Annotated in this window: 19 protein-coding genes and 1 pseudogene; 5 read left to right on the top strand and 15 right to left on the bottom strand. The window is 41.3% G+C overall.

The window, feature by feature from the left end; translation table 11 throughout:
- Positions 1 to 209: 209 nt before the first annotated feature.
- Together ACGEDC_RS01295 and ACGEDC_RS01290 are read left to right on the top strand one after the other, a co-directional pair.
- Complete coding sequence (locus tag ACGEDC_RS01295; protein ID WP_394495979.1) at positions 210 to 785, top strand: CBS domain-containing protein; 576 nt, start codon at positions 210 to 212, stop codon at positions 783 to 785.
- A 68-nt stretch (positions 786 to 853) separates the two neighbouring features.
- On the top strand, positions 854 to 1,318 hold the full coding sequence (locus tag ACGEDC_RS01290; RefSeq protein WP_394495977.1) for a GNAT family N-acetyltransferase: 465 nt from the start codon (positions 854 to 856) through the stop codon (positions 1,316 to 1,318).
- Positions 1,319 to 1,427: 109 nt separating this feature from the next.
- Here ACGEDC_RS01290 and ACGEDC_RS01285 read toward each other — a convergent pair whose 3' ends face one another.
- From ACGEDC_RS01285 to ACGEDC_RS01220, 14 genes are all read right to left on the bottom strand, one after another.
- A complete protein-coding gene (locus tag ACGEDC_RS01285; protein ID WP_394495975.1) occupies positions 1,428 to 1,808 on the bottom strand; it encodes a rhodanese-like domain-containing protein in 381 nt (126 codons plus the stop codon).
- 10 nt (positions 1,809 to 1,818) lie between these two features.
- A complete protein-coding gene (locus ACGEDC_RS01280; protein WP_119969679.1) occupies positions 1,819 to 2,037 on the bottom strand; it encodes a YgaP family membrane protein in 219 nt (72 codons plus the stop codon).
- A gap of 10 nt (positions 2,038 to 2,047) precedes the next feature.
- Positions 2,048 to 5,353: an efflux RND transporter permease subunit gene (locus ACGEDC_RS01275; RefSeq protein WP_394495972.1), complete on the bottom strand. Its 3,306-nt coding sequence runs from the start codon at positions 5,351 to 5,353 to the stop codon at positions 2,048 to 2,050.
- Between the two features lie 14 nt (positions 5,354 to 5,367).
- Positions 5,368 to 6,444 (bottom strand): efflux RND transporter periplasmic adaptor subunit, encoded by a 1,077-nt coding sequence (locus tag ACGEDC_RS01270; protein ID WP_394495970.1) that lies wholly within the window; start codon positions 6,442 to 6,444, stop codon positions 5,368 to 5,370.
- 177 nt (positions 6,445 to 6,621) lie between these two features.
- Positions 6,622 to 7,902 (bottom strand): OmpP1/FadL family transporter, encoded by a 1,281-nt coding sequence (locus tag ACGEDC_RS01265; protein WP_055026206.1) that lies wholly within the window; start codon positions 7,900 to 7,902, stop codon positions 6,622 to 6,624.
- Between the two features lie 367 nt (positions 7,903 to 8,269).
- Positions 8,270 to 9,721 (bottom strand): sodium/proline symporter PutP, encoded by a 1,452-nt coding sequence (gene putP / locus ACGEDC_RS01260; RefSeq protein WP_394495968.1) that lies wholly within the window; start codon positions 9,719 to 9,721, stop codon positions 8,270 to 8,272.
- Positions 9,722 to 9,862: 141 nt separating this feature from the next.
- Positions 9,863 to 10,567: a DUF3379 domain-containing protein gene (locus ACGEDC_RS01255; RefSeq protein ID WP_394495966.1), complete on the bottom strand. Its 705-nt coding sequence runs from the start codon at positions 10,565 to 10,567 to the stop codon at positions 9,863 to 9,865.
- A complete protein-coding gene (locus tag ACGEDC_RS01250; RefSeq protein WP_055026193.1) occupies positions 10,560 to 11,123 on the bottom strand; it encodes a sigma-70 family RNA polymerase sigma factor in 564 nt (187 codons plus the stop codon). Before ACGEDC_RS01250 ends, ACGEDC_RS01255 begins: the two co-directional genes overlap by 8 nt.
- Before the next feature lie 72 nt (positions 11,124 to 11,195).
- Entirely contained in the window at positions 11,196 to 12,830 is a 1,635-nt protein-coding gene (locus ACGEDC_RS01245) for a BatD family protein (protein WP_394495964.1), read from the bottom strand.
- Positions 12,824 to 14,836, bottom strand: a complete 2,013-nt coding sequence (locus tag ACGEDC_RS01240; RefSeq protein WP_394495962.1) for a VWA domain-containing protein — start codon at positions 14,834 to 14,836, stop codon at positions 12,824 to 12,826. Before ACGEDC_RS01240 ends, ACGEDC_RS01245 begins: the two co-directional genes overlap by 7 nt.
- The gene (locus ACGEDC_RS01235) at positions 14,836 to 15,828 is read right to left on the bottom strand and encodes a vWA domain-containing protein (protein WP_372038142.1); all 993 of its coding nucleotides are present in this window, start codon (positions 15,826 to 15,828) and stop codon (positions 14,836 to 14,838) included. Before ACGEDC_RS01235 ends, ACGEDC_RS01240 begins: the two co-directional genes overlap by 1 nt.
- On the bottom strand, positions 15,816 to 16,361 hold the full coding sequence (locus ACGEDC_RS01230; protein WP_394495959.1) for a DUF4381 domain-containing protein: 546 nt from the start codon (positions 16,359 to 16,361) through the stop codon (positions 15,816 to 15,818). The genes ACGEDC_RS01235 and ACGEDC_RS01230 overlap by 13 nt, the downstream gene beginning before the upstream one ends.
- On the bottom strand, positions 16,362 to 17,306 hold the full coding sequence (locus ACGEDC_RS01225) for a DUF58 domain-containing protein (protein WP_080916166.1): 945 nt from the start codon (positions 17,304 to 17,306) through the stop codon (positions 16,362 to 16,364). It lies immediately after the preceding gene.
- 15 nt (positions 17,307 to 17,321) lie between these two features.
- A complete protein-coding gene (locus tag ACGEDC_RS01220) occupies positions 17,322 to 18,278 on the bottom strand; it encodes an AAA family ATPase (RefSeq protein ID WP_055026198.1) in 957 nt (318 codons plus the stop codon).
- 396 nt (positions 18,279 to 18,674) lie between these two features.
- Between ACGEDC_RS01220 and fadI the strand changes: the two genes are divergently transcribed.
- The 3 genes and pseudogenes from fadI (at position 18,675) to ACGEDC_RS01205 (ending at position 22,108) form a co-directional block, all read left to right on the top strand.
- Positions 18,675 to 19,985 (top strand): acetyl-CoA C-acyltransferase FadI, encoded by a 1,311-nt coding sequence (gene fadI / locus ACGEDC_RS01215; RefSeq protein WP_394495956.1) that lies wholly within the window; start codon positions 18,675 to 18,677, stop codon positions 19,983 to 19,985.
- Positions 19,937 to 20,633, top strand: a pseudogene (locus ACGEDC_RS01210) (enoyl-CoA hydratase-related protein). The gene fadI and the pseudogene ACGEDC_RS01210 overlap by 49 nt, the downstream one beginning before the upstream one ends.
- Before the next feature lie 5 nt (positions 20,634 to 20,638).
- Positions 20,639 to 22,108 carry a 3-hydroxyacyl-CoA dehydrogenase NAD-binding domain-containing protein gene (locus tag ACGEDC_RS01205; RefSeq protein ID WP_394495954.1) on the top strand — a complete coding sequence of 490 codons (1,470 nt, stop codon included), beginning with the start codon at positions 20,639 to 20,641 and terminating at the stop codon, positions 22,106 to 22,108.
- A gap of 661 nt (positions 22,109 to 22,769) precedes the next feature.
- Here ACGEDC_RS01205 and ACGEDC_RS01200 read toward each other — a convergent pair.
- Positions 22,770 to 23,972 (bottom strand): hypothetical protein, encoded by a 1,203-nt coding sequence (locus tag ACGEDC_RS01200; RefSeq protein ID WP_394495952.1) that lies wholly within the window; start codon positions 23,970 to 23,972, stop codon positions 22,770 to 22,772.
- Between the last annotated feature and the right edge of the window lie 26 nt (positions 23,973 to 23,998).

Raw genomic sequence — 23,998 nt, 5'->3', positions numbered from 1 at the left:
TCTAGGTTAGTTCGGATTATTCATCGATGGCCTACCAATCGAAGTAAGTGATTGTTTAATGATAACTGTGATAGCGTTAACTAACTGATTAAAGGCATATTGCAACCATATCTATATCACCTGATTCAGGCTAACTTACATTGAAACAACCTAAAAGACTCGATAACGAATTGGAATTTGTATTAGTTCAGTCTATTAAGGAAGTGACGATGAAGACGTTATCATTACATGGGGTCGATAAAATCGATCTTCTTGCCCAACCAGAAGTCTCAGAACATATTAATTTATTTTCCGCAGCAACCTCTGTATTTACTGATTTTAAATTACTCAAACCATTGGTTATTAAGTTAAACACTGCTGCAGTAGATGTTGAACACTTAATGAAGCAGTCCCATGTCAGGCTTAAAATTGTTATCGATGAAAGAGGGCACTTTATGGGCTTAGTAAGTTTACAAATGCTCCATAGTCAAGAAATGCAAAAACATGTGGCTCAAGGCTTCCCACGCGAGCAATTATTACTTTCTGACTTTATGTTGCCCAAAAGTGCGCTTAAAGCGATCCATTTTGAAGATCTTCTTAATGCGAGAATCAGTGATGTGGTCGAGACGCTGAAACGCTCTCAACATCAACATTGTTTGGTGGTTGATAATAAGTTGAATGTGATTAGAGGGCTTATTTCTGCAAATGACATTGTCAGAAAGCTCAAGCTTTCTATCGATGTAAATCAAAACCCAAGCTTTATGGAAATATTCGATAGCATTGAAAAAGTTAAACTTGCCAGTTAATCAGCAACGTATTGTTTTTAATGAGCAAAAATAATATCGTATTATAAAGCCCTCTAAATAAATGATTTATGCACATTAGAAAAGCGACCAAGGATGATGCTGCCGTTGCATTTGAAATTCGTAAACTTGCGATTTTAGCTCAATGTAAAGGCCACTATGAGGATGAAACTTTACAAAAGTGGACCGAAGGCAGCCTTCCCGCACACTTTGTGACAGACTTTGCCGCTAATGGCTATGTTTCCATTATGAATGACAATATTGTGGGTGTGGGGATGATAAACCTAACCACTGGTATTGTCGATGCTATGTTTGTGCAGCCAGAGTATATTGGTCAAGGATTTGGAAAACAGATGATTCAGTACCTTGAATTACAAGCACGCAAAGCACAATGCAAAAAATTATCTTTGGATGCGTCACTCAACGCTGTCGACTTTTATCGTGCTTGCGGTTTTGAAGGACAGCGAGAGGCTATTTTTTACTCGCCTAGAGGCATTGAATTAACTTGCTTACCTATGACGAAAGCGCTCTTGTGATGAAGCGCTGTGATGAAACAGTCTTATGAAGCAGCCTGTATACTCATCATTAACCCAAAACAAAAAAAGCCTCTTAGTGAGGCTTTTTTGTTGTGGCCATATTATTATTTTACTGATGTGCGATAAGCTGTTCAAAGCCCCCGCCATTATAGGTTTGGGTAAAACCTGCTTCCACAAGGTCGTTATTGGCAATACCGCTTCTTCTTCCACTTCTGCAATACAATACAATCGCCGTATCTTTATCAAGCTTTTGTTTGGTTAATTGCTTTAGTACCAATTCAAAAGGAATGTTAATCGCTCCATCTAAATGATCAGCTGCAAACTCTTGCTCTGTACGCACGTCAATGATCATGGCGCCATTATTAATTTTATCCCAAGCGACCGCTGGAGGCATTTCATCAGCAATAGATACTGTCGACAGCACCAGTGCTAAGCCAGCGAATAGGAGTAAAGCGACTTGATTTAAAAAGCGTGTAGGGTGTTGTTGCACAATGAATCCTCTATGGTTTGTCGGTCATTGCCAACTCTGCAGCAGGCTTAGCGCCGAGTTTTTTAAATAATATTGCTGCAGGGCAAAAACCAGTAAAAGCACTTTGTAATAGATTAGCGCCTACAAATACCGTTAGCCAGATAAAATTATGATTTATCCAAGCTGTTAACGCCATTGATAGCAATACCATAAAGCCTGCAAAAGCCATAATTATGCGTTCCAAAGACATGCTTATCTCCTTAGTTTGATGGTCGATTTTTCATTACGCTGTAATACAAAATCGGGATAACAACCAGCGTGAGCAAACTGGATATAAAAATGCCAAAAATTAAGCTAATAGCTAATCCATTAAAAATGGGGTCATCAATAATGAATAAAGCCCCAATCATCGCAGCAAAAGCGGTGAGCATAATCGGTTTCGCTCTGACCGCACCAGATTGAATAACCGCTTGCTCAAGTGGTACACCTTTAGCCGTTTCTAGTTTGATAAAGTCCACTAATAGGATTGAGTTACGGACAATAATGCCTGCAAGTGCAATCATGCCTATCATCGATGGGGCTGTGAAGTGAGCACCAAGCAGCGCATGCCCTGGCATAACACCTATGATGGTCAGTGGAATAGGTGCCATGATGACCAAAGGCACTAAGTAAGATTTAAAATGTCCTACAACAAGCAAATAGATTGCAATCATGCCAATGGCATAGGCAATTCCCATGTCTCTGAAGGTTTCATAAGTAATCTTCCATTCGCCATCCCACAAAATGGCTACGGTGTCTAATCCATCTGGTTGATTGATCAAATGTTGCTGTACAGGGATAGGGTTCACGCCACTTAGATTGTCTTTTTCAATATCGGCATACATAGAAAACATGCCATATAGCGGGCTGTCTGTAGGGCCTGCCATATCAGCCACAACCATGATCATTGGCAGCATGTTTTTATGGATAATAGGGGTATTGATATTACCGTGCTCGACCTTAACTACGTCATTAAGGCGAACGGGTTCTCCGTGACTATTGTTAAGTGTTAATTGAAGAAGCTGTTGTAAATTAATTTTAGCTTGCTCAGAAGCTTGCAGCTTAATGGGAACGGGCACCTGAAAGTCTTGGTTTCGAATGTAACTAACATGCTCACCTTCTATTGCACTCGCAAGGGTGGTTACAATATCTTGATACTGTAATCCCATTAATTGCGCCTTACTTCTGTCAATATACACTCGCCATTGAGATGCCTGAGCAGGAAGGTAAATATCCACATCGACCACATGCTCAGTTTGTTCAAATCGCTGTTTAAGCTTGTTGGCTGTTTGTTCACGCAGTGCGGTTGTGGGTGCGTAAACCTCAGCCAGTATTGGTGACCAAACTGGTGGACCTGGAGGGACTTCAACAATTTTGATATTGGCTTGGTAAGGGGCACCAATGTGTTGTAATTGGCTGCGTACGGCTGTGGCAATTTGGTGGCTATCTCGGGTTCGATGAGCTTTATCGACCAAGTTGACTTGAATATCACCTAACTCTTGGCTTTGGCGCATAAAGTAATGCCTTACAAGGCCGTTGAAGTTAATTGGTGCATGCGTACCAGCGTAAAGCTGAAGGTGGTCAACTTCATCAACTGTGAGCAAGTGATCACCCAATGCTTTTAGTACTCGCTGTGTTTGTTCCACAGGCGTCCCTTCAGGCATATCGACTAATACTTGAAACTCTGATTTATTATCAAATGGCAGCATTTTTAAAATAACTGCTTGTCCAATAGGTAATGCAACCGCTATAGCAATTAAAAAGATGATGGCACCAGTGAGTCCTAAGCGGGCTAACCTTGCTTTTTCGCCGATTAAAAACGGTGTCATCAGCCAGGTAAATAGACGCTGTAATTGACTACCTTTAGTGGATAACGGCTGTTGGTCTGCGAACTTGTTCGCCACAGGCTGTTCTGAAGTAAGGTTAGTCGGCTCTGAATGACTGTTATTTGGGCTAAGGTTTTCACTCAGATTTTGGCGATGGTTTGCTCCATGCCTTAATAGTTTTAAACTCAGCCAAGGGGTTACAACAAATGCAACGACTAACGAAATAAGCATCCCCATACTGGAATTTATCGGAATTGGGCTCATATAAGGCCCCATAAGGCCAGAAACAAACGCCATTGGCATAAGTGCCGCTATTACGGTAAACGTTGCTAGAATTGTCGGACCGCCAACCTCATCGACAGCTAAAGGGATAAGGTTTTTGAAGTCTTTATTGTCTAACGCCATATGACGGTGAATATTTTCAACAACGACAATGGCGTCATCGACCAATATTCCGATAGAAAAAATTAAAGCAAAAAGCGAGATTCGATTGAGGGTGAACCCCCATGCCCAAGAAGCAAATAAGGTCATGGCTAAGGTGATAATAATAGCAATGCCGACAACCATTGCTTCACGCCTTCCCATTGTTATCAGCACCAATATGACAACCGCTAAGGTAGCAAAGACTAACTTCAGTATCAGAGTATTGGCTTTATTACCTGCAGTTTCTCCGTAATTTCTTGAAACCGTGACTTCGACATTATTTGGTATCAGCAGGTTGTCGACTTTATTCAAACGTTCAAGAACTTGAGCGGTTATATCGACGGCATTCTCGCCACTTTGTTTACCGATAGCGATAGTTACTGCAGGGTAAACACCTGACTTATCTAGATGCAGGACATGTTGAGTTGCAATATCAGTTGCTAAATTAACCTCGGCAATGTCAGATAAATACACCGGGCTTTGATGTTCTTCTTGATTAGCCACCTTAATAACCAAATTTCTAACATCGTCAGCACTTTGTAAAAACTGCCCCGTTTGTACTTTAATAAGTTGATTATTTTGGATTAAGTCGCTTGGCGATGAAATATAATTATTGCTGGTAATAACTTGCCTTAACTGGGAAAAACTAATGCCATAATGATTCATTTTAATGGGATCAAGCCTGACATTGACTGCTAGCTCTTGGCGGCCCATTGAGTAAATTTCGCGTGTGCCTTTAATGCGCTTAAATTCATTTTCAAGCTCAGTTGCCACAATGGTAAGAGACTCTGGTGTTACATTTTCATCTTTCGACCATAACGTTAATCCGACAATCGGAACATCATCGATTCCACGCGGTTTAATCAATGGTGAACCAATTCCTGCCGCTTGATTGAACTTATCTTGGTTTGATTGGAGCTGGTTGTATAAATTGACAATAGCGTGATCTCTAGGTACTCCGACATCAAATACAGCGATAATTAATGCGCCATCATTCATTGAAAAAGAATAAAGGGTATCGATGCCTTTTAATTCAGAGATGATTTTTTCAGCCGGTAAGGTGACTTGCCTTGCTACTTCATCTGGAGTGGCACCTTGGTAAGGAATGTAGACATCAGCAAAGGTCACATCAATCTGCGGTTCTTCTTCTTTTGGTGTGACAACAATAGCGAATAAGCCCAGTAATATTGCCAGTAATGCAATTAATGGGGTCATCGCGCTTGACTGAAAAGCCTGAGCGATTTTTCCAGAAATACCAAGAGTCTGTGATTTGGTCATAACTACTTCCTGGCTTATTTATCGTTGTTGGTAGACTGGAGTATGAACTGGCTTGCTTGAGCAAGAATAATATCGCCATCCATCAATCCAGCATCAATAATTACGCTTGGCTTATCGCTACTATTAGCCATAGTTCTGACCCTGACTTGAGTCTGCACAAAGTTGTCAGCTTGTTTCATAAAGACTGCAGTGTAGTCACCCCGTCTAAAGATGGCCGATTCTGGAACGACAATGTGTGGTTGCTTTTTGCCTGAAATCGCGACTTTTACCCATTCACCCGCTGTGTATTCTGTTTCTCTAACAGGTAAATTTACTCTGATCTGGTAGGTTTGACTTGGCGACTGCAAAAATGAGAATGGAATAATATCACTTGATTGAATGATAACGCCTGAAGCTAGCTCGATAGTAACCTTAGTATCAGTTGTGACATATGATTTATATTGCTGCGGAAGCTGAAATACTGCGCGCATATCGTCGATAGCGTAGCCTGCATAAAGTGGCTGACCAACAGTAACGGTTTCGCCTTGCTCGACAAAGCGTTGTGTTACTCGTCCACTAAATGGCGCGCTCACAGTGGTGTAATTTAAGGTTTCTTTGGCGGTAATTAATTGAGCTTTTGCTGCGGAAACTGCTTGAAAGCTGGCAGTAGCATTGGCGGTGGCTTCATCCATTGCGCCTTTAGATATGGCTCCTTTGGGGAAAAGGGCCTGATAACGAGTGAACTGGGCTTGTGCTTCAATGTTTTTAGCTTCCGCTCTTGCTAATTCAGCTTCAGCAGCAGCAAAACTCGCACCTTGTTCTTTACTGGTGATTTCTAATAATGGTGAACCCGCAGGCACTAAATCGTTAATATCGTAATGAAGCGCAAGTATTCGTCCTGCCGTTTGAGCTGATACTGTTGCGGCTTTTACCGCTTCAATTTGACCATCAAAATATAGCTGCTGAGCCTGTTCAACAGTTCTTATTGTTAATGTCTGCATGCTGGATTGATTAGGATGGCGCTCTGTACTGATATCATCGCTCGCTTGCGCAGGGGACAGTGAAGCGTTACCTATAAATAGCCCAATAAAGAAAACCCATTTTAAAAGCATGATGACACCATTAATAATTATCTATAAGAAAATTCTAATGGACTTTTTATGCTGTGGCAATCACTTTATGAGAAAAATCTAATGGAAGGTGTCAATGGTACAAATTAAACGTAAAAAAACGCCTAAGTAAACTTAGGCGTTTTCATCGCATTCATGTTAACGATCGAATCGTTAAATTTAGAAGTTGTAGTTGTATTGCAAAGAGAAGTAGTTAGCACCTGATTCAGTATAAGCACTGACTTGTCCAACTAATGCACTTTGCTCAAGAACATGAACTTTCTCACCGTCAACTAAGGTGTAACCAAAGTCTAGGCTAGAGTTTTGGTTGATGTTGTAAGTAAAACCAGCTGAATACCAGATACGATCTGAATCAGGAATTGATAATGATGATACTTCGCCCACTACCCCTTGGTCATTTGCGATACCCGCTCTTACTGTCCAATTCTCATTGATATCGTAAGTTGCACCAAAGCTTAAGAACCACGAGTCTTTCCAGTTGTATTCTTTTAAGATTGCTTCACTTGAGCCTGCATCACCATCAACTAAACCGATGTGGTCGAATGTGCTCCATTGAGTCCATTGCGCTGTATAGTGAACAGCAAATTTTTCAGTTAACTGATGGAAACCAGCGAACTGAGCAATGTCAGCCATTGGGATTTCAATCTCATCAAAATTTTCAGCAGGTGTTAGTGGGTTCGCATTGTAAGAGATGTCACCAGAAGCTTTCATCTCAGGGCTGAAACGGTAGCTAAAGCCAAATCTGTGGTTTTCATTAATTTCGTAAGCTAAACCAATGATGCCACCTACAGCCCAGCCATCAGCATCTACATCAACAAGGTTTAAAGCAATAGGATCCATTCCTGGAGCCAGAGTTAAATCACCTGAACGGGTTAACGTACCAGAACCTTGGATGATATCTAAACCTAAACCTAAGCTTAAAGAATCGTTGATACGGTATGACATGCTTGCATTTAAGTTGATAGTGACAACTTCGGTGTTACCTAACAAATCAATAGGGGTGTTGAAGTCTTGGTTATTATTTAACTCACCAAGATCCGTGCCTGTACCGTAGTTGCTGAATGCGGCAAAACCGAAAGCGATTTTGTCATTTACTGGATTGATGTAGTAAAAGTTAGGGATAACTTTATTTTCAGCAGCATTATCTAAGCTACCTAAGTGGTTCGTGCCACCGAGTATAGTGTCATATTGAACATCGCTAACTTCAACATTGATGTCAGCATAGGTCATGCCTACAGAAATTGCTGTTTCATCAAATAATGCCATTGCTGCCGGGTTACGTGCTAAAACTGATGCATTATCTGCAATGATTGCATCACCAGCCATTGCACGGCCAATACCTGTAGCTGATTGGCTATTAAGTTGGAATCCAGCTGCCATGGTTTGTGTGCTAGCTAATGTCACTGCCATCGCAAGCAAGGTCTTGTTGAATTTAGTCATCATTTTTTCTCATCGTTGTACGTCAGTTTATTAATTTCCTAAACGCTGCCGTTTAAGTCCCCAATTAACACCAACTTTAATAATGCGGGCATATTAGGTAACAGTTGTCATCCCTGCAACTCCGACCAGTTGCTAGTTATTGTTAACTTTAAGTTAATTGTGCATAGTCGAGTATTTTATAGAATTTGAGTAAATACTCTATAACGCCTGAACTGTATGGGTTCTATGATTTTATTGATAAATTAAAATGTTGCTAGCTGGTTAATTTTGCAACAAGTGGGCAGCAAGGTTATTTTTAAAAAATGGTACGGGTGTATGCTGAAAGACCCAATTATTGAAAATTCACAATAATTGGGTCTATTGAAGATTAAAGAGAAGCTTTGAAATTATCGAATTGAGTCTTAATGTTGTCGGTTGGAGGCGACAACTTACTGAATACAAAGCCAGCGATGCTAGCAAATAAGAATCCAGGTAGAATTTCATATAAATCGAACAATCCGCCTGACAGTTGCTTCCATATCACAACAGTTAACGCACCGACTACGATTGTCGCAATTGCGCCATTTCGGCTAAAGCCTTTCCAGAATAATGCTAGCAATACGACCGGTCCAAATGCCGCACCGAAACCAGCCCAAGCATAACTGACTAAATCGAGAACTTTACTGTCAGGATTTAAGGCGATGACGATAGCAATTATTGCAATGGCAAGAACACCAAAACGACCAACTAACATGAGCTCCTTATCCGATGCTTCGGGGCGTAACCATTTACGATAGAAGTCTTCTGTAATAACACTTGAGCATACAAGTAATTGAGAATCGATAGTACTCATAATGGCTGACAGAATTGCCGCAATTAAAATACCACCAATCCAAGGGTTGAATGCCACTTGTGCTAAATGGATAAATACGGTTTCTGAATTAGCTAAAGGAGCATCGGCAAAATAGATAGTGCCGGCAATACCAGTCGCTAACGCACCAACTAAAGCTACTAGCATCCAACTCATGGCGATTCGACGTGACAAAGGAATGTCATCAGGGCTACCAATGGCCATAAAGCGTGACAGAATATGTGGCTGACCAAAGTAACCTAAGCCCCACGCAAGCAATGACACTAAACCTATAGTGGTCATGTTGCTGTGTAGCAGCGACAGCATTTTAGGGTCTAAGGTTTCTAATGCGACTTGCGTATCTGGTTTGCTGAAAATGGCGACAGGGACAATTAATAATGCAAGTAACATTAAACAACCCTGGAAAAAATCAGTCCAACTTACAGCAAAAAAACCACCAACAAACGTGTAGGCCACGATAATAATCGAACCAATCATTAAGGCGATGGTGTAATCAAGGCCAAATATTTGTTCAAATAAAATGGCACCACCGACCATGCCTGAAGAGGTATAGAAGGTGAAAAATATTAAGATAGTAAACGCAGAGACTAATTTCAAAATGCCTTTTTTATCTTCAAAGCGTTTTTCAAAAAAGTCGGGTAGGGTAAGTGCATTATCAGCTGCTTGAGTATAGATACGAAGACGTCGAGCGACGAATAGCCAATTTAACCAAGCACCGAAAACTAAACCAATGCCAATCCAAGCTTCACCTAAGCCACCTAAATAAACAGCCCCAGGTAAACCTAATAACAACCAGCCTGACATATCTGATGCACCGACACTTAATGCTGTCACTGCTGGACCCATTTTTCGGCCGCCCAGAATATAATCGTCAACGGTGTCTGTTTTGCGGTAGGCCCAATAGCCTATGCCCATCATAAGTGCGAGATAACCAATAAAGGTAATGAGGATTGGAGCTTCAATTGCCATGCTACTTCCGTATTGTTCTGATTATTGTGCGACATGCTAACAGATGTTTGACCTAGTGCACAATTTTGAAAGGAAGTGTGAAGAGTTATTGACCGGCTAGTGAAAATTCACTAGCCGTTTTGTTACTTAAAAGAGTGAATGTTAAATGAAAGTTTGCTCGATTTCATTTTTCACAAATTGCAAATCAGCATCCTGTTCACCAACGAGTAACATGAAGGTGTCTGCAGTTTGAAAACCTAAACCTTGATAGTTTTTGTCAGCGAACGATTCTTCCGTAACCATACGGTTTTCAGCGGGGACAATGAAGAGTGTCACCTTACCTTGTTCGCCTTCCATGACTAAATGTAAGCTTTTAACGCCTTGGAAGTCACAGTAAGAGGTGTAATACACTTTACCTGGTTGTTGGATAAATTTCGCATTCTCTAAACCGCGAATACCTGCCAGTTTAAAATTAACGTCTTCAAAGCCAACATTTTGATCTACTGATAATGCTTTAGGCTCATGGTATACATGCTCTAATGCATGCTCTGCTAAGGCAACAGGCGTAAATCTAAGCATGCTAACACTTAAGCCAATGACGAGCGCAACGGATGCTGCCATCGCCATTAAATAACGTGTTTGCTTTTTCTGCTGCTGATGTTTACCTAATTGTTGGCGTAAAATCAGTTTCTCTGCCAGATCATCAGGCACATCGATATTCAGTGCGCTGGTAAGCTTACTGTCTAATGCTTTCAAGTCGTTGACGAGTTTGGCATCAGACTCAGACGCTTCAATCTGGGCCAAAAATTCTTCATCTTGGCTATTTGGGTCACCATAGGCATGGCGACGAAATTTTAGATCATCCATTTGATTGACCTCTAACTTCAGGAGACTCTAAGGCGTCTTTTAATTGATTCCGGGCGCGAAATAGTCGCGTCATAACTGTGTTTCTGTTGAGCTCTAATAAATCAGCAATCTCTTCACCACTAAATCCACCGATAAGTTGCAGTAATAGTGGCTCTCTATACTCGACTTCTAATTGACCTATTTGCTTGCGTAACCAATATTGTTCGGTCTGCTCTTCGGTTGTGGAAGACTTTTCATCTTCTAGCAACTCTTGTTCTACGTCACTGTAATCAAACTGCTTGCGTTCAAAGCGGCGAGCATTTTCACGGCGTAAAATCGTAATGAGCCAAGCTTTTGCCGCCTTATCATCCTTTAAAGAGTCTAAAGCACGCCAAGCGCGTAGAAACGTTTCTTGAGTGACGTCTTCAGCTACATGTTTATCGCCGATTAACCAATAGGCATATCGGTAGATATCAGTATGAAGTGCCCTGACGAGGCTGTCGTATCGTCGCTGTTTAGTTAGCATGTCAGATAAGACCGTGGGTTCGGACTTTTTATTTCGCAAGCTATCGAACATTTTATGACTTATTGTTAAATATTATGTTCGATAGCTTAAAAGGTTGGCTGTGAATAGCAAGCTTATTTACTGCTATGGGTTCAAGCTACTTAAAGGTGAAGCATCGCTTTGTGTTTGATTTAACTGAGTTTTCTTTATCGCATTAATCAGTTTCTGTTTATCTATCACGACACTGTTTTGGCTATATTTGGCTTGTTGAAATTGTTCAATTGCCGCTGATAACTCAGGCGATAATTTTGCTATAGCAGATAAATTTATCGGTTTATTGAACTGAGAACCATACCATTTTTGTAGTAAAGCAATCACTTTCGATACATCATTATTATCACAAGCATCTTCTATATCTTGTAAACTAATTGCCGCTTTTACAGCGCTTTGTACTGAGGTGGTATCGGCTATTTGGGACGGCTTTTGACGTCTGGCTGTTAACCAAAGCGCCAAGGTTAATAGCCATAGTGTCGCAAATAACAAGGTTAACCAAGGCCATAATCCTGCTGTTGAGGAGGTCGCTTGTGGCTGTTCTGCCACTGTAGGTTGAACAGGATTGATAGGGGCTGAACCTGTGATGGTGACAGTTCTTGCGGGGATAGTGGCATACTGCTGCTGACGTAAGTGTGGATTCCACCACGGCACTGAAATTTCAGGCAAGGTAAAAGTACCAGGTTGGGTTGGCACTATTGCAGTGGTTAAACTGTATTGAGCTATGACTTGATTCTCACGTACAACGGTTTGTCTGACTGGTTTTTCTGGGTAGGCTTTCAAGCCTTCAGGCATCGTAATTTTTATATCTGGTAAGCTGTTACTGTCAGCATTAGAGGCGACAATATTAATGGTTCTGGTGATTGGAGTTCCAATTTCAAACGCATTATTATCATTTTCTTCAGGCCATACTTCTTTAGCAATTAATAAATCACTGACTAACCAGTCACCTTGATATTGCTGAGGAATAGGGTTAATGACAATTTGAGTGTTTTCTGCACTCGCTTGCATTGGGCGGCTTTCATTAAAACCAAACATCCCGCCACGCCTTGGAGCTTCAACTAAAATATCTCCTGAAAACCCAGCACCTTTTATAGCCAAAGTACCAGGTGTGTCAGCGATGATTGAGTAAGTACGTTCGATAACTCGAAATCGACGCCCATCAACTATTTCAACTGAATCTTTATCTTCACCGATTTGTTTTATTTCAGCGCCAGATATTTCAGGTGAACTGATGACGCCTCGTTGAAGTTCAGCGGCTAAAAATAGTTTTACTTGGTATGTCACAAGTTGACCAACATAGGCTTCTTGTGTGCTTAATTCGCCTTCAATAAACAAATTACGCATTTGTTGCGGTTGGCTGCCCGCTTTGGCGACGGTTAACGTAATGGGGTTAGATGTTACACCTTCCATTGTAAATGGCGGAATGGTCACAATGCCTGCATTTTTAGCGGACAATAACACTTGCCAGCGGGTTTCTTTTGTTGTGTCAAAATTAACCATCTTTGTACTGCGGCCAACGCTTGTTCGGCCGACAACAAAGTCTTTTAGTAACACAGACGTGTCTAATGAGCCTGCGTTTAAATCAGCATCAGCAGTGACATTTAAAACAAAATACTCACCCTGCATGACAGGGTTTCGATCAACTGTTGCTTGAATTTGACTGACTGCAAAAACTTGCCCCGTAAAAAGAATAGTAAGAAGGGCGAAAACGATTCTGTTTACCACTGTTGTGTATCCTTAGGCAATTGGCCGCTTTGGCGACGCTTTTGATATTCTAATAGCATTTTATTTCTGATAAGCACTTGCGGATCTTCACTAACGGCACGCAATGCTCTCTCTAAATCTGCTGGTAACGGTTCTTCTGTAAGCTCACTGGCTGCAACAGATTGAGTTTGACTAGGGGAATCTTCAGTAGGCTCAGGTTCTGTTGTGGTTGACGTTTGCTGTGAAGCGTTATTTGTCGATTCATTTGACGCATCTTCTGAAGTCGGTTCTGGCTCTGAAGTTGATTTAGCTTCCATTTTTGCATCATTATTCGCAGCCTGCTTGGGATCCTCAGTAGCATTGCTCTGTGCATCTTCTTGTTCTTGGGCGTTGTCTGGTTGAGCCTGATCTGATTCAGATGAATCGGCATCTTGGTCGTCTTGCTCATTTTGGGACTGCTCTTGTGAAGACTGGTCTTTTGATGCGCTGTCGTCTGAGTTCTGCTGTGATTGGTCATTTGATTGACTATCATCGATCTGATTTTGTTCAGAATCGTTGGATTGATTCTGTTGATTATTAGCATCAGAACCATCTGATTTATTGTCAGACTGGCTGTCATCATTATTTTCATTATTACTATTTTGCTGCTCTTGCTGCTCTTGCTGCTGTTTCATTTGCTCAGCAATTTGCAGGTTTTTCTGCGCTTGTGGGAAGTCCGGTTGTTGAGTCAATGCTTTTTGATAGCGCGCAATAGCTTCATCTAGTTGATTGAGTTGCATCAGGCTATTGCCTTGATTATATAGCCCCTGTGCTGTGCTATCTTGCTCAAACCCTGCGAGGGCGTTTTCATAATCCCCAGCTTTATATTGGGCACTGGCTTGCCATTGAGGCTGATTAAACTTTTTAGCGGCTTGGGCAAAATCTTCTGCAGATTGCGCTTGCATAAATTGCTCGCTAGCTTGCTGATCAGAGGTTTTCCATAAATCATCCCAAGTATTAGCTTGTGCTGGCGCCGGTTGCAGCATCATACCTAATGTGAAAAACGACATAATGGGTAATAGGGTAAACCTAAAGCTTAATAACACAGGGATAAGCAACAATAATGCAATATAAGGCCCTAAATCTTGCCAAGCTTCACCTTCTAACTCAGTGGCTTTGGCATCGCCGTCATTAGCTAACCAATCTTGCAACTGAGTTAACGAACGTCCATCTGCAGTCGCCGGGATCATAATCCCACCAGTAGGTTTAGCGAGTTTTTCCAGTAATGAAAAGTCAGTTTTGTCGATAACCACGTCACCGCTATTATTTCGTAAAAGTTGACCATCAGGTAATTGAATAGCCGCACCTTGTGCAGTACCAAATGCCATCACAGAAACTCGATATCGACTGCCTTCTAGTGCATTAGCTGCATCGGCATATTGCCTAGGATTCACCCCATCTGTCATTACAATAATATCGCCACTGATATGCCCACCCTGGGCTAGCAATTGCTGTGCTAGCGCGAGTGCAGAAGATAAATCTGAGCCTCTCACTGGCATGATATCTGGAGAAAGTGTTGGAAGCAGGTTGAGTAAAGTTGCATTATCACGAGTCAACGGGCTAATGGTAAATGCGTCGCCAGCAAATGCGATTAAGCCTGTTTCACCTTCAGTTAAACTACCAATAAAGTCCGTTGCACGGTATTTGGCTTGAGATAAGCGGTTAGGTTTTTGATCTGTGGCATACATGGATAAAGACATATCCATGATTAATACTCGGCCTTGTTCATTACTATAAACAGGTAAACTCTGTTTGTTCACAGCTGGCCCCGAAAGTGCCACGACTGCAATTATCCAACAGATAATTAATCCCCACTTAGGCTGCTTTTTAACCTGAGCAGCCTCTGTAATCAGTGTTTTGGCCAAATGTGGCGCAATATATTGCTGCCAAGCTAGATTTTGTTTTTGGCTACGCCATAGGAGCAGCCCAAGCACTAATAATGGGATAAGTAATAGTAACCACTCAGGACGAATGAAGTGTAATTCCATTATTTGCCCCCTCGTGATGATATTTTGCTAAATGAGAATTGGCTGTGAATACTTATTACGACACTCATTAAAATAGCGAATAGTAATGGCCAATAAAATAATTCACTTTTAGGGCGATAGGTGAGTTGATCGCGGCTTACGGGTTCTAGTTCATCAATTTTTTGATAAATCTGAGCCAGCTCTTCACTATTTCTTGCGCGGAAGTAGTGGCCGTTGGTCATGTCAGCTAAGTTTTGTAGTTGTTCTTCATCTAAATCAAGTGAAGGATTAACTCGTTCGGTACCAAAAATGCTGCGACGCTCTAATACTTCAGCACCGACACCGACGGTATAGATGGTAACGTTTCGTTTTGCCGCTATTCTTGCTGCGACTTCAGGTTCGATGTTGCCAGCATTATTTGAACCATCGGTGAGGAGAATTAACACACGGTTACTATCGTTGACCATATCAAAACGTCTTACAGCTAAAGCAATTGATTCGCCAATGGCAGTTTGTTTGCCCACGAGGCCAATTTCGCTGTCAGCGAGGAATTGTGCAACAGAGCGTCTATCTTGAGTCAGCGGCGCTTGTAAGTATGCATGATCGGCAAACAAAATGAGGCCGAGTCGATCGCCATTACGACGTTCAATAAAGTCACCAATAACATGTTTTATTAAGGTGAGTCGATCGACTGTTTTACCATTAATCACCATATCTTCAATTTGCATACTGCCAGATAAGTCCACTGCCAGCATGACATCTCGCCCCTCAGAGGGCAGCTCGATTGGCTCACCGAGCCATTGTGGTCTAATTAATGCGCAAATTAAACATAACCACATGAACCAATAGGCTTTTCTATTAGGTTTTTTAGGCGTGCTAGATACCGATATTTGAGCTTCACTGATTCCGGGAAGTTGTAAATGACCACCAGTATTCTTGCTAACTTGTTTAGATTTAATAAAAAACGGTAATGGTAAAAGCAATAACAACCAAGGCCATGTTATTGAGAACATGAGTCCTCCTTGTCATTTTGCTTTGCTATCATAGATGGCGGTAATTCGTTAGGGTTAAACGCTGTTAAGCGGGCTGATTTGGCAAGAAAAACATGAGCAAGCTGTTGCAATTGCTTCGTTTCTTCTTGGGATAAGCCTTGCGATTGGTATCGTTTATTGAGCAATAATCCAATTTGACCGTGATGCTGTTTTGGTAAGCGTAGTTCTAGCCAAGCAAACCAGTGGTTGCCGTCAAGTTTGGCAAAATCTTGTCGTGGGAAATAACTCATCGCTGTTCGTTTAAGAAGGCTATTCACTTCAGTTGCATACTGTGGGCTGGCAATATCTAATTGGTTTAATACATCTAAAGCCGCTTTTCTTGGAGCATGGTACTTTTTATCTCGTTTAAGCTTAACCACCATTGCTATGGTGATACCGATGACGAGTGCGGCAAGTATCCAATAACCTGGCGCCATTGGCCATTGAGAAATTTGCTGAGGCAGCACGATATCTTCTAATTGCATTAAAGCTGGATTTGCTTGAGCTGAATTCATTTAGCGTAGTACTTCCAATTGGTCACTTAATCGTTTCCCTGCGTCAATAAATCGTGTGGGTACTTTAATCATCTTCATTAAATCAATAAATTGTTGTTGATTTTTAAGTTGGTTTTCAAGCCAAGTATCATAACTATGACGAGTTAATGTTAGTTGCTGCTTCCCATCACGTACTGGCAATGAAAAGCGCTTTGGAAGTGCTAACGTGCCTTGCCTTAATGGATCACTAATGACAAATGCTCCGACATCGCAATGGCGTTTGAGTTCAGTTAATGCGGCTAAACATTCTTGAGTAAAATGTTGGCCATCGGTAATAATCCATACTAATGAGCCTGGTTTAGCGATACGTTGCAAGCGTTGGCAAGCACGGAGTATGTGTTGAGGATCATGGGGTAGCTCATCAAAATGATTTAACTGATTACCATGTACCTTCATTAAGGCTGATGTTAACTGCAATATACCTTGTCGACGGCTTCGAGGCTTGAGCTCGAGATGTTCAGTTTCACTGGCTATGAATGCACCTAGTCGATCGCCATGATTAATTGCATTCCAACCTAGTGTTGCTGCCACATGTGCAGCTTGTACTGATTGCATTAATAGGCGTGAACCAAAAAACAAGCTATGACTAAGGTCAATGAAGAGAATAATAGGGCGTTCACGTTCTTCTACAAAAAGTTTTGTGTGCGCTTTTCCTGTCCTTGCCGTTACTCGCCAGTCAATGGTTCTGACGTCATCGCCATTTTGATAATGACGAACTTCAGCAAACTCCATTCCGCGACCTTTTATCAAGCTACTTCTGTGTCCTGCTTGACTTGCTTTAGCACGGCTGCGTTTATCGGGCATTGCACGAGCTGTGCTTTGACAGCTGAATAGCTCTTGCTCGGTCAAATTGACCCCATTACTGAATAACGGTAACGGGGAAACTTGTGCTTGTTCAAATGGCATCTTTGCAGTCCGGATTTAAGGTACAGCCACTTGGCTTAAAATATGGCTAATGACATGATCTGCATTAATTCCTTCAGCTTGTGCTTGATAACTTAATAATAAACGGTGTCTTAGCACATTCGGAGCAACTGCTTGGATATCCTCTGGTGAGACATAATCACGTTCTTGTAGCCACGCTCTAGCTCGAGCACATCGCTCTAATGATATTGAAGCACGAGGGCTGACGCCATATTCTAACCATTTAGCTAGCTCTGGACTGTAGCGCTCAGGTTGGCGTGTCGCCATAATTATCTCAACAATGTAACTTTCTAGAGGCTCTGCTAGATAAAGCTCCATGGCTTGATCGCGTGCGGCAAATACATCTGACTGGGCGACAGGCTCAATAGTCGGTAATGTTTGAGTAATCGCTTCTTTGCGCGATTGTCTTAAAATTTCACGCTCAGTATCGGCACTTGGATAATCCAGATTTAAATGCATCAAGAAGCGATCAAGTTGTGCTTCAGGAAGTGGGTAAGTCCCTTCGTTTTCGAGTGGGTTTTGCGTTGCCATGACTAAAAACAAATTTGGTAGGGGGTAACTGTTTTTACCCACCGTAACTTGGCCTTCTGCCATTGCCTCAAGTAACGCCGATTGCACTTTTGCTGGCGCACGGTTAATTTCGTCAGCCAAAATGAGGTTATGGAATATAGGCCCTGCTTCAAATTCAAATGTGGCTGTTTGCGCACGGTAAATATCGGTACCGGTTAAATCTGCAGGTAATAAGTCCGGAGTAAACTGAATACGGTGGAAATCACCTTCAACGCCATCACATAACGCTTTCACAGCACGTGTTTTTGCAAGACCTGGCGGGCCCTCAACTAATAAGTGTCCATCTGCAATCAATGCAATCAGTAGGTTTTCAGTTAATACAGGTTGTCCCAAAATGACGTTGTCTAAATAGGCACGTAAAGAATGAAATCGACTCAAAGGCATGATGATACTCAATTAATTTCAGAAATTTATCTAATTAAACCTATGTTAATGAATTTCATTAGCCTTTGGCTAGTAGCATTAACAGATTTTCATTTTTAATTAATTCTGAGTGATATTTTGTGAATTTATTCATTGGGAAAGAGCAAATATAGCGAAATTAGGAATATTTTAAAGTTAATGCTCTATATTTTAATTGTATGATTATTAATGATTATTTATTGGTTCGGTCAGTGATTTTGATGATAATTACTGCTATTTTTCATACGGATGTTTAAAACTTCGCAATTAAAAGTTAGAATCAGATCACACTTTTATGGTCAGACCAGATCTGTCTGACATAATTTAAGTATTCACTGACAAGCCAGATAAGGCTAAACAATTAAAAGAGGGTGAACAATGAGTGATAGACAACAAGTAACCAACGCTCGTGGGGAGCGTATCGCTATTGTGGCGGGTCTTCGAACCCCGTTTGCAAAGCAAGCAACTGCTTTTCACGGTGTATCAGCACTGGATATGGGCAAAATGGTGGTTAATGAATTGCTGTCTCGTTCAGAACTTGACCCTAAAACAATTGAGCAACTGGTATATGGTCAGGTTGTTCAAATGCCTGCAGCGCCAAATATAGCACGTGAGATTGTACTGGGAACGGGTATGGATGTCTCAACAGATGCATACAGTGTGACTAGAGCTTGTGCCACAAGTTTTCAATCAGCGGTCAATGTTGCTGAATCAATTATGACTGGTAATGTTGAAATCGGTATTGCTGGCGGTGCAGACTCCTCGTCTGTTTTACCTATTGGCGTTTCAAAAAAACTGGCACATGCCTTAGTTGATTTAAATAAAGCACGTACTTTTAAACAAAAGTTTGCCATTGCACGTCGACTCGGTTTAAAAGACTTAATGCCAGTACCTCCGGCGGTTGCTGAGTACTCAACTGGGTTATCAATGGGCCAAACAGCTGAACAAATGGCAAAAACATACGGTATTAGCCGAGCTGATCAAGATGCGCTAGCACACCGTTCTCATACGCTTGCAACTGAAACATGGAATTCAGGTAATCTTGCTGATGAGGTAATTACAGCCCATGTTCCTCCTTACAAGCAGTTTATTGATCGTGATAATAATATTCGTGAAAACTCAGTATTAGAGTCTTATGCCAAATTACGTCCAGCCTTTGACCGTAAACACGGCTCTGTAACAGCTGCAAACAGTACACCATTAACCGACGGCGCTTCTGCCGTTATTCTAATGAGCGAAGGCCGTGCTAAAGCATTGGGTTACGAGCCTATCGGTTATATTAAAAGTTATGCATTTACTGCAATTGATGTGTGGCAAGACATGTTGATGGGACCTTCATACGCAACACCATTAGCACTAAAGCGTGCTGGCATGGAGTTAGAAGATTTAACATTAATTGAAATGCATGAAGCATTTGCAGCACAAACATTAGCCAATATGCAAATGTTTGGTTCTAAGAAATTTGCGGAAGAAAAGCTAGGTAGAAATCGCGCCATTGGTGAGATTGATATGAGCAAGTTTAATGTATTAGGTGGTTCTCTTGCTTATGGACATCCATTTGCAGCAACTGGAACACGTTTAATTACCCAAGTATGTCGTGAACTTAAACGTCGTGGCGGTGGTACTGGTTTGGCTACAGCATGTGCTGCTGGTGGTCTTGGCGCAGCAATGATTGTAGAAGTGGAGTAATTCTGATGGAAAAGACATTTAATTTATCTCGCCGCGAAGACGGAATTGCAGTGTTAACAATGGATGTTCCTGGTGAAACCATGAACACCTTAAAAGCAGAATTTGGTCCAGAAATCAGCGAAATACTAGCTGAAATCAAACATGATGCCAGTGTGAAAGGGCTTGTGGTTATCTCGGGTAAAGCTGACTCATTTGTTGCTGGTGCAGATATCAGCATGTTAGATGCATGCACGAGCGTTGCAGCTGCTAAAGAGCTGTCTCAGCAAGGGCATGTTGTATTCAATGAGCTTGAAAATTTATCGATTCCTGTCGTAGCAGCTATCAATGGTGCATGTCTAGGTGGCGGTTTAGAGTTAGCGTTAGCGTGTCATTTACGTGTTTGTACTGATGACAAAAAAACCATCATGGGTGTGCCGGAAGTGCAACTTGGTTTACTACCTGGTGGGGGGAACACAACGTTTACCGAGAAAAGTCGGTATTACCACTGCACTTGATATGATGCTAACAGGCAAACAAATTCGCCCTAAACAAGCGCTTAAAATGGCACTGGTTGATGACGTAGTACCTGAGTCTATTTTATTAGAAACTGCTATTTCAATGGCTAAAAAAGGTAAGTCAGCAGCAAAAGTCGCTAAAAAAGTGCATTAAATAAGGTGCTTGAATCAACAAGCGCAACTCGCGATATCATTTTTGATCAAGCTGCAAAACAAGTCCTTAAAAAGACTCAAGGTAATTACCCAGCGCCAGCCAAAATTATTGACTGTGTTAAACAAGGCATGAACAAAGGCATGATTAAAGGGCTTGAAGTTGAAGCCAGTCATTTTGCCGAATTAGTCATGTCGTCTGAGTCAGAAGCACTTCGCAGCATTTTCTTTGCTACGACAGAAATGAAAAAAGAAACAGGTGCCGATGGAGCTGAGCCGCGTAAGGTTAATAAAGCCTTAGTTATCGGTGGTGGTTTGATGGGAGGCGGTATTGCTTCTGTGACAACGACTAAAGCTAAAATCCCTGCACGTGTGAAAGACATTAATGAAAAAGGGTTAAGTAACGCGTTAGCTTATGCTTATAAATTATTGGCTAAAGGCGTTAAACGTCGTCATATGACTCCAGCTGTTAGAGATAATTTAATGGCATTGATGACGACAACGACTGAATATAAAGGTGTTAAGGATGCCGATATTGTCGTTGAAGCCGTTTTTGAAGATTTAGCTCTTAAGCATCAAATGGTAAAAGATGTTGAGCGTGAATGTCATAAAAATACTATTTTCGCTTCAAATACGTCTTCGTTACCGATTGGACAGATTGCAGAGGCAGCTTCCCGTCCTGAAAACGTGATTGGTCTTCATTATTTTTCACCTGTTGAAAAAATGCCGCTGGTCGAGGTGATTGCCCATAAAACGACATCACCAGAGACGATTGCAACTACGGTTGCATTTGCGCGTAAGCAAGGCAAAACTCCGATTGTTGTTCAAGACGGTGCGGGTTTCTATGTGAACCGTATTCTTGCTTTATACATGAATGAAGCCGCTCAAGTTTTATTGTCTGGCGAAAAAGTAGAAAGTTTAGATAAAGCCCTCGTAAAATTTGGTTTCCCTGTGGGACCCATTACATTATTAGATGAAGTCGGAATAGATGTTGGAGCTAAAATTGCGCCGATCTTAACCCAAGAGTTAGGTGAAAGGTTCAAAGCCCCAGATGCGTTTGACAAGTTGTTAGGAGACGATCGAAAAGGTCGTAAAAATGGCAAGGGCTTTTATCAATATGGTAATAAGAAGTCTAAAGCTAAATTGGTTGATGAGTCCGTTTATCAGGTACTTGGTGTCAATAATCAATCTACTGGTTCGGGTAGTGATATTGCCATGCGCTGCGTGGTCCAAATGCTCAATGAGGCCGTTCGCTGTTTAGATGAGGGTATTATTGCCAGTGCTCGTGATGGTGATATTGGCGCAATCTTCGGGATTGGATTCCCACCTTTCTTAGGCGGTCCATTTAAATACATGGACAGTATGGGAATCGCTAACTTAGTGTCAAAATTACGTCAGTATCAACAACAACATGGCGATAGATTTGAACCTTGTGAAAGGTTGGTCAACATGGCTGAGTCAGGCAGCACTTTCTATTAGCCATAAGTCATACTTTATGGTTGATTTAAATTAACAAAGCGGCAACATGTTGCCGCTTTTTCATTCTAAAGTGGCATGTTTTAGCCTAATAAATAGTCTATATGTCTATTTTTTACTTTCCAGTATAATAGTCTTATTTGCTACTCTTATAGCTAACAGCTTAGTTCTTGGTTATAATATCGCCGTTATTAGCAGGGTGAGATAGCTGATAAAGAATTAAAAAAATGGAATGTTGTTAACTGAATAAATTATTGAGGTTTCAGTGATATTTCTACTCTTGTTGATTTCGTGTTTATCAGGATATTTTCTGGGTAATCAAGCTTTTGTAAATGGGATGGCTGTTAAAAGATGGTCTGTAGCTGGAATGCTTATGGGACCGCTTGCTTATCCATTATTTAATAGTCATAAGTATTTATTAACGAAGAAGATATCTAACCCAAATGAACATAAACGTTCATTTTAAATAGATGTAGATCTAAAAAAAGGAGCGTAAGCTCCTTTTTTATTGTCTGTATGAAGTGGCTAATTGCAGTATTAGCTCCACCAAGCTTTTGCTGGAATCACTTCTAAGTGCTCTAGCCCTTCTGGCAACTTAACTCTTTTACGTTGTGGTTTCGCAATGCCAAGTACTTTCTTTAAAGAATTAAACATAATGAATCTCCTAAGCGATGCTTGAGTTGCTGAACTTAATGTTTGGCAGGCCAGCGACTTGTGTTTCAGTAAACTTGATGTTTGGTAGGCCTGCGACTTGTGTTTCAGTAAACTTGATATTTGGTAGGCCTGCGACTTGTGTGTCTACAAACTTGATGTTTGGCAGGCCAGCGACTTGTGTGTCTACAAACTTGATGTTCGGTAGGCCAGCGACTTGTGTGTCTAAAAACTTGATGTTTGGCAGGCCAGCAACTTGTGTTTCAGTAAACTTGATGTTCGGTAGGCCAGCGACTTGTGTGACTACAAACTTGATGTTTGGTAGACCAGCAACTTGTGTGTCTACAAACTTGATGTTCGGTAGGCCAGCGACTTGTGTGTCTACAAACTTGATGTTTGGCAGGCCAGCAACTTGTGTTTCAGTAAACTTGATGTTCGGTAGGCCAGCGACTTGGGTATCAACAAACTTGATGTTTGGTAGACCAGCAACTTGGGTATCAACAAACTTGATGTTTGGCAGGCCAGCGACTTGTGTATCTACAAACTTGATGTTTGGTAGACCAGCAACTTGAGTATCAACAAACTTGATGTTTGGTAAACCAGCAACTTGGGTATCTACAAACTTGATGTTTGGTAGACCAGCAACTTGTGTATCAACAAACTTGATGTTTGGTAGACCAGCAACTTGGGTATCAAAAAACTTGATGTTTGGTAAACCAGCAACTTGGGTATCAACAAACTTGATGTTTGGTAGACCAGCAACTTGGGTATCAACAAACTTGATGTTTGGTAAACCAGCAACTTGGGTATCAACAAACTTAATGTTTGGTAAACCAGCAACTTGTGTATCTACAAACTTGATGTTCGGTAGGCCAGCGACTTGTGTGTCTACAAACTTGATGTTTGGCAGACCAGCGACTTGGGTATCAACAAACTTGATGTTTGGTAGGCCAGCGACTTGTGTGTCTACAAACTTGATGTTTGGCAGACCAGCGACTTGGGTATCAACAAACTTGATGTTTGGTAAACCAGCAACTTGTGTGTCTACAAACTTAATATTCGGTAGGCCAGCGACTTGCGTGTCAATAAACTTGATATTAGGTAGACCAACAATGTAATTGTTATTTGACTCAATTGACTGTGAAACTTCCATTGTCATATTAGCGGCAGTAGAAGTAGAAGTTAAAAGTGCAGCTATGATAATTCCGTTAATCATTGTATTAATCTCTCAGTTCAGGGTTA

Source organism: Shewanella sp. ENK2 (assembly GCF_043568515.1).
Classification (GTDB): domain Bacteria; phylum Pseudomonadota; class Gammaproteobacteria; order Enterobacterales; family Shewanellaceae; genus Shewanella; species Shewanella japonica.
Note: the sequence above shows the minus strand (reverse complement) of the source record. Positions and strands in the feature narration are given on the sequence as shown.

Bases quoted from the DNA above. Each gene is read 5' to 3' on its own strand.
- ACGEDC_RS01265 (WP_055026206.1), bottom strand. From the start codon at position 7,902: ATGACTAAATTCAACAAGACCTTGCTTGCGATGGCAGTGACATTAGCT.
- ACGEDC_RS01225 (WP_080916166.1), bottom strand. From the start codon at position 17,306: ATGCCATTTGAACAAGCACAAGTTTCCCCGTTACCGTTATTCAGTAAT.
- ACGEDC_RS01235 (WP_372038142.1), bottom strand. From the start codon at position 15,828: ATGTTCTCAATAACATGGCCTTGGTTGTTATTGCTTTTACCATTACCG.
- ACGEDC_RS01275 (WP_394495972.1), bottom strand. From the start codon at position 5,353: ATGACCAAATCACAGACTCTTGGTATTTCTGGAAAAATCGCTCAGGCT.
- putP (WP_394495968.1), bottom strand. From the start codon at position 9,721: ATGGCAATTGAAGCTCCAATCCTCATTACCTTTATTGGTTATCTCGCA.
- ACGEDC_RS01220 (WP_055026198.1), bottom strand. From the start codon at position 18,278: ATGCCTTTGAGTCGATTTCATTCTTTACGTGCCTATTTAGACAACGTC.
- ACGEDC_RS01255 (WP_394495966.1), bottom strand. From the start codon at position 10,567: ATGGATGATCTAAAATTTCGTCGCCATGCCTATGGTGACCCAAATAGC.
- ACGEDC_RS01295 (WP_394495979.1), top strand. From the start codon at position 210: ATGAAGACGTTATCATTACATGGGGTCGATAAAATCGATCTTCTTGCC.
- fadI (WP_394495956.1), top strand. From the start codon at position 18,675: ATGAGTGATAGACAACAAGTAACCAACGCTCGTGGGGAGCGTATCGCT.
- ACGEDC_RS01200 (WP_394495952.1), bottom strand. From the start codon at position 23,972: ATGATTAACGGAATTATCATAGCTGCACTTTTAACTTCTACTTCTACT.
- ACGEDC_RS01250 (WP_055026193.1), bottom strand. From the start codon at position 11,123: ATGTTCGATAGCTTGCGAAATAAAAAGTCCGAACCCACGGTCTTATCT.
- ACGEDC_RS01280 (WP_119969679.1), bottom strand. From the start codon at position 2,037: ATGTCTTTGGAACGCATAATTATGGCTTTTGCAGGCTTTATGGTATTG.
- ACGEDC_RS01290 (WP_394495977.1), top strand. From the start codon at position 854: ATGCACATTAGAAAAGCGACCAAGGATGATGCTGCCGTTGCATTTGAA.
- ACGEDC_RS01270 (WP_394495970.1), bottom strand. From the start codon at position 6,444: ATGCTTTTAAAATGGGTTTTCTTTATTGGGCTATTTATAGGTAACGCT.
- ACGEDC_RS01230 (WP_394495959.1), bottom strand. From the start codon at position 16,361: ATGAATTCAGCTCAAGCAAATCCAGCTTTAATGCAATTAGAAGATATC.
- ACGEDC_RS01240 (WP_394495962.1), bottom strand. From the start codon at position 14,836: ATGGAATTACACTTCATTCGTCCTGAGTGGTTACTATTACTTATCCCA.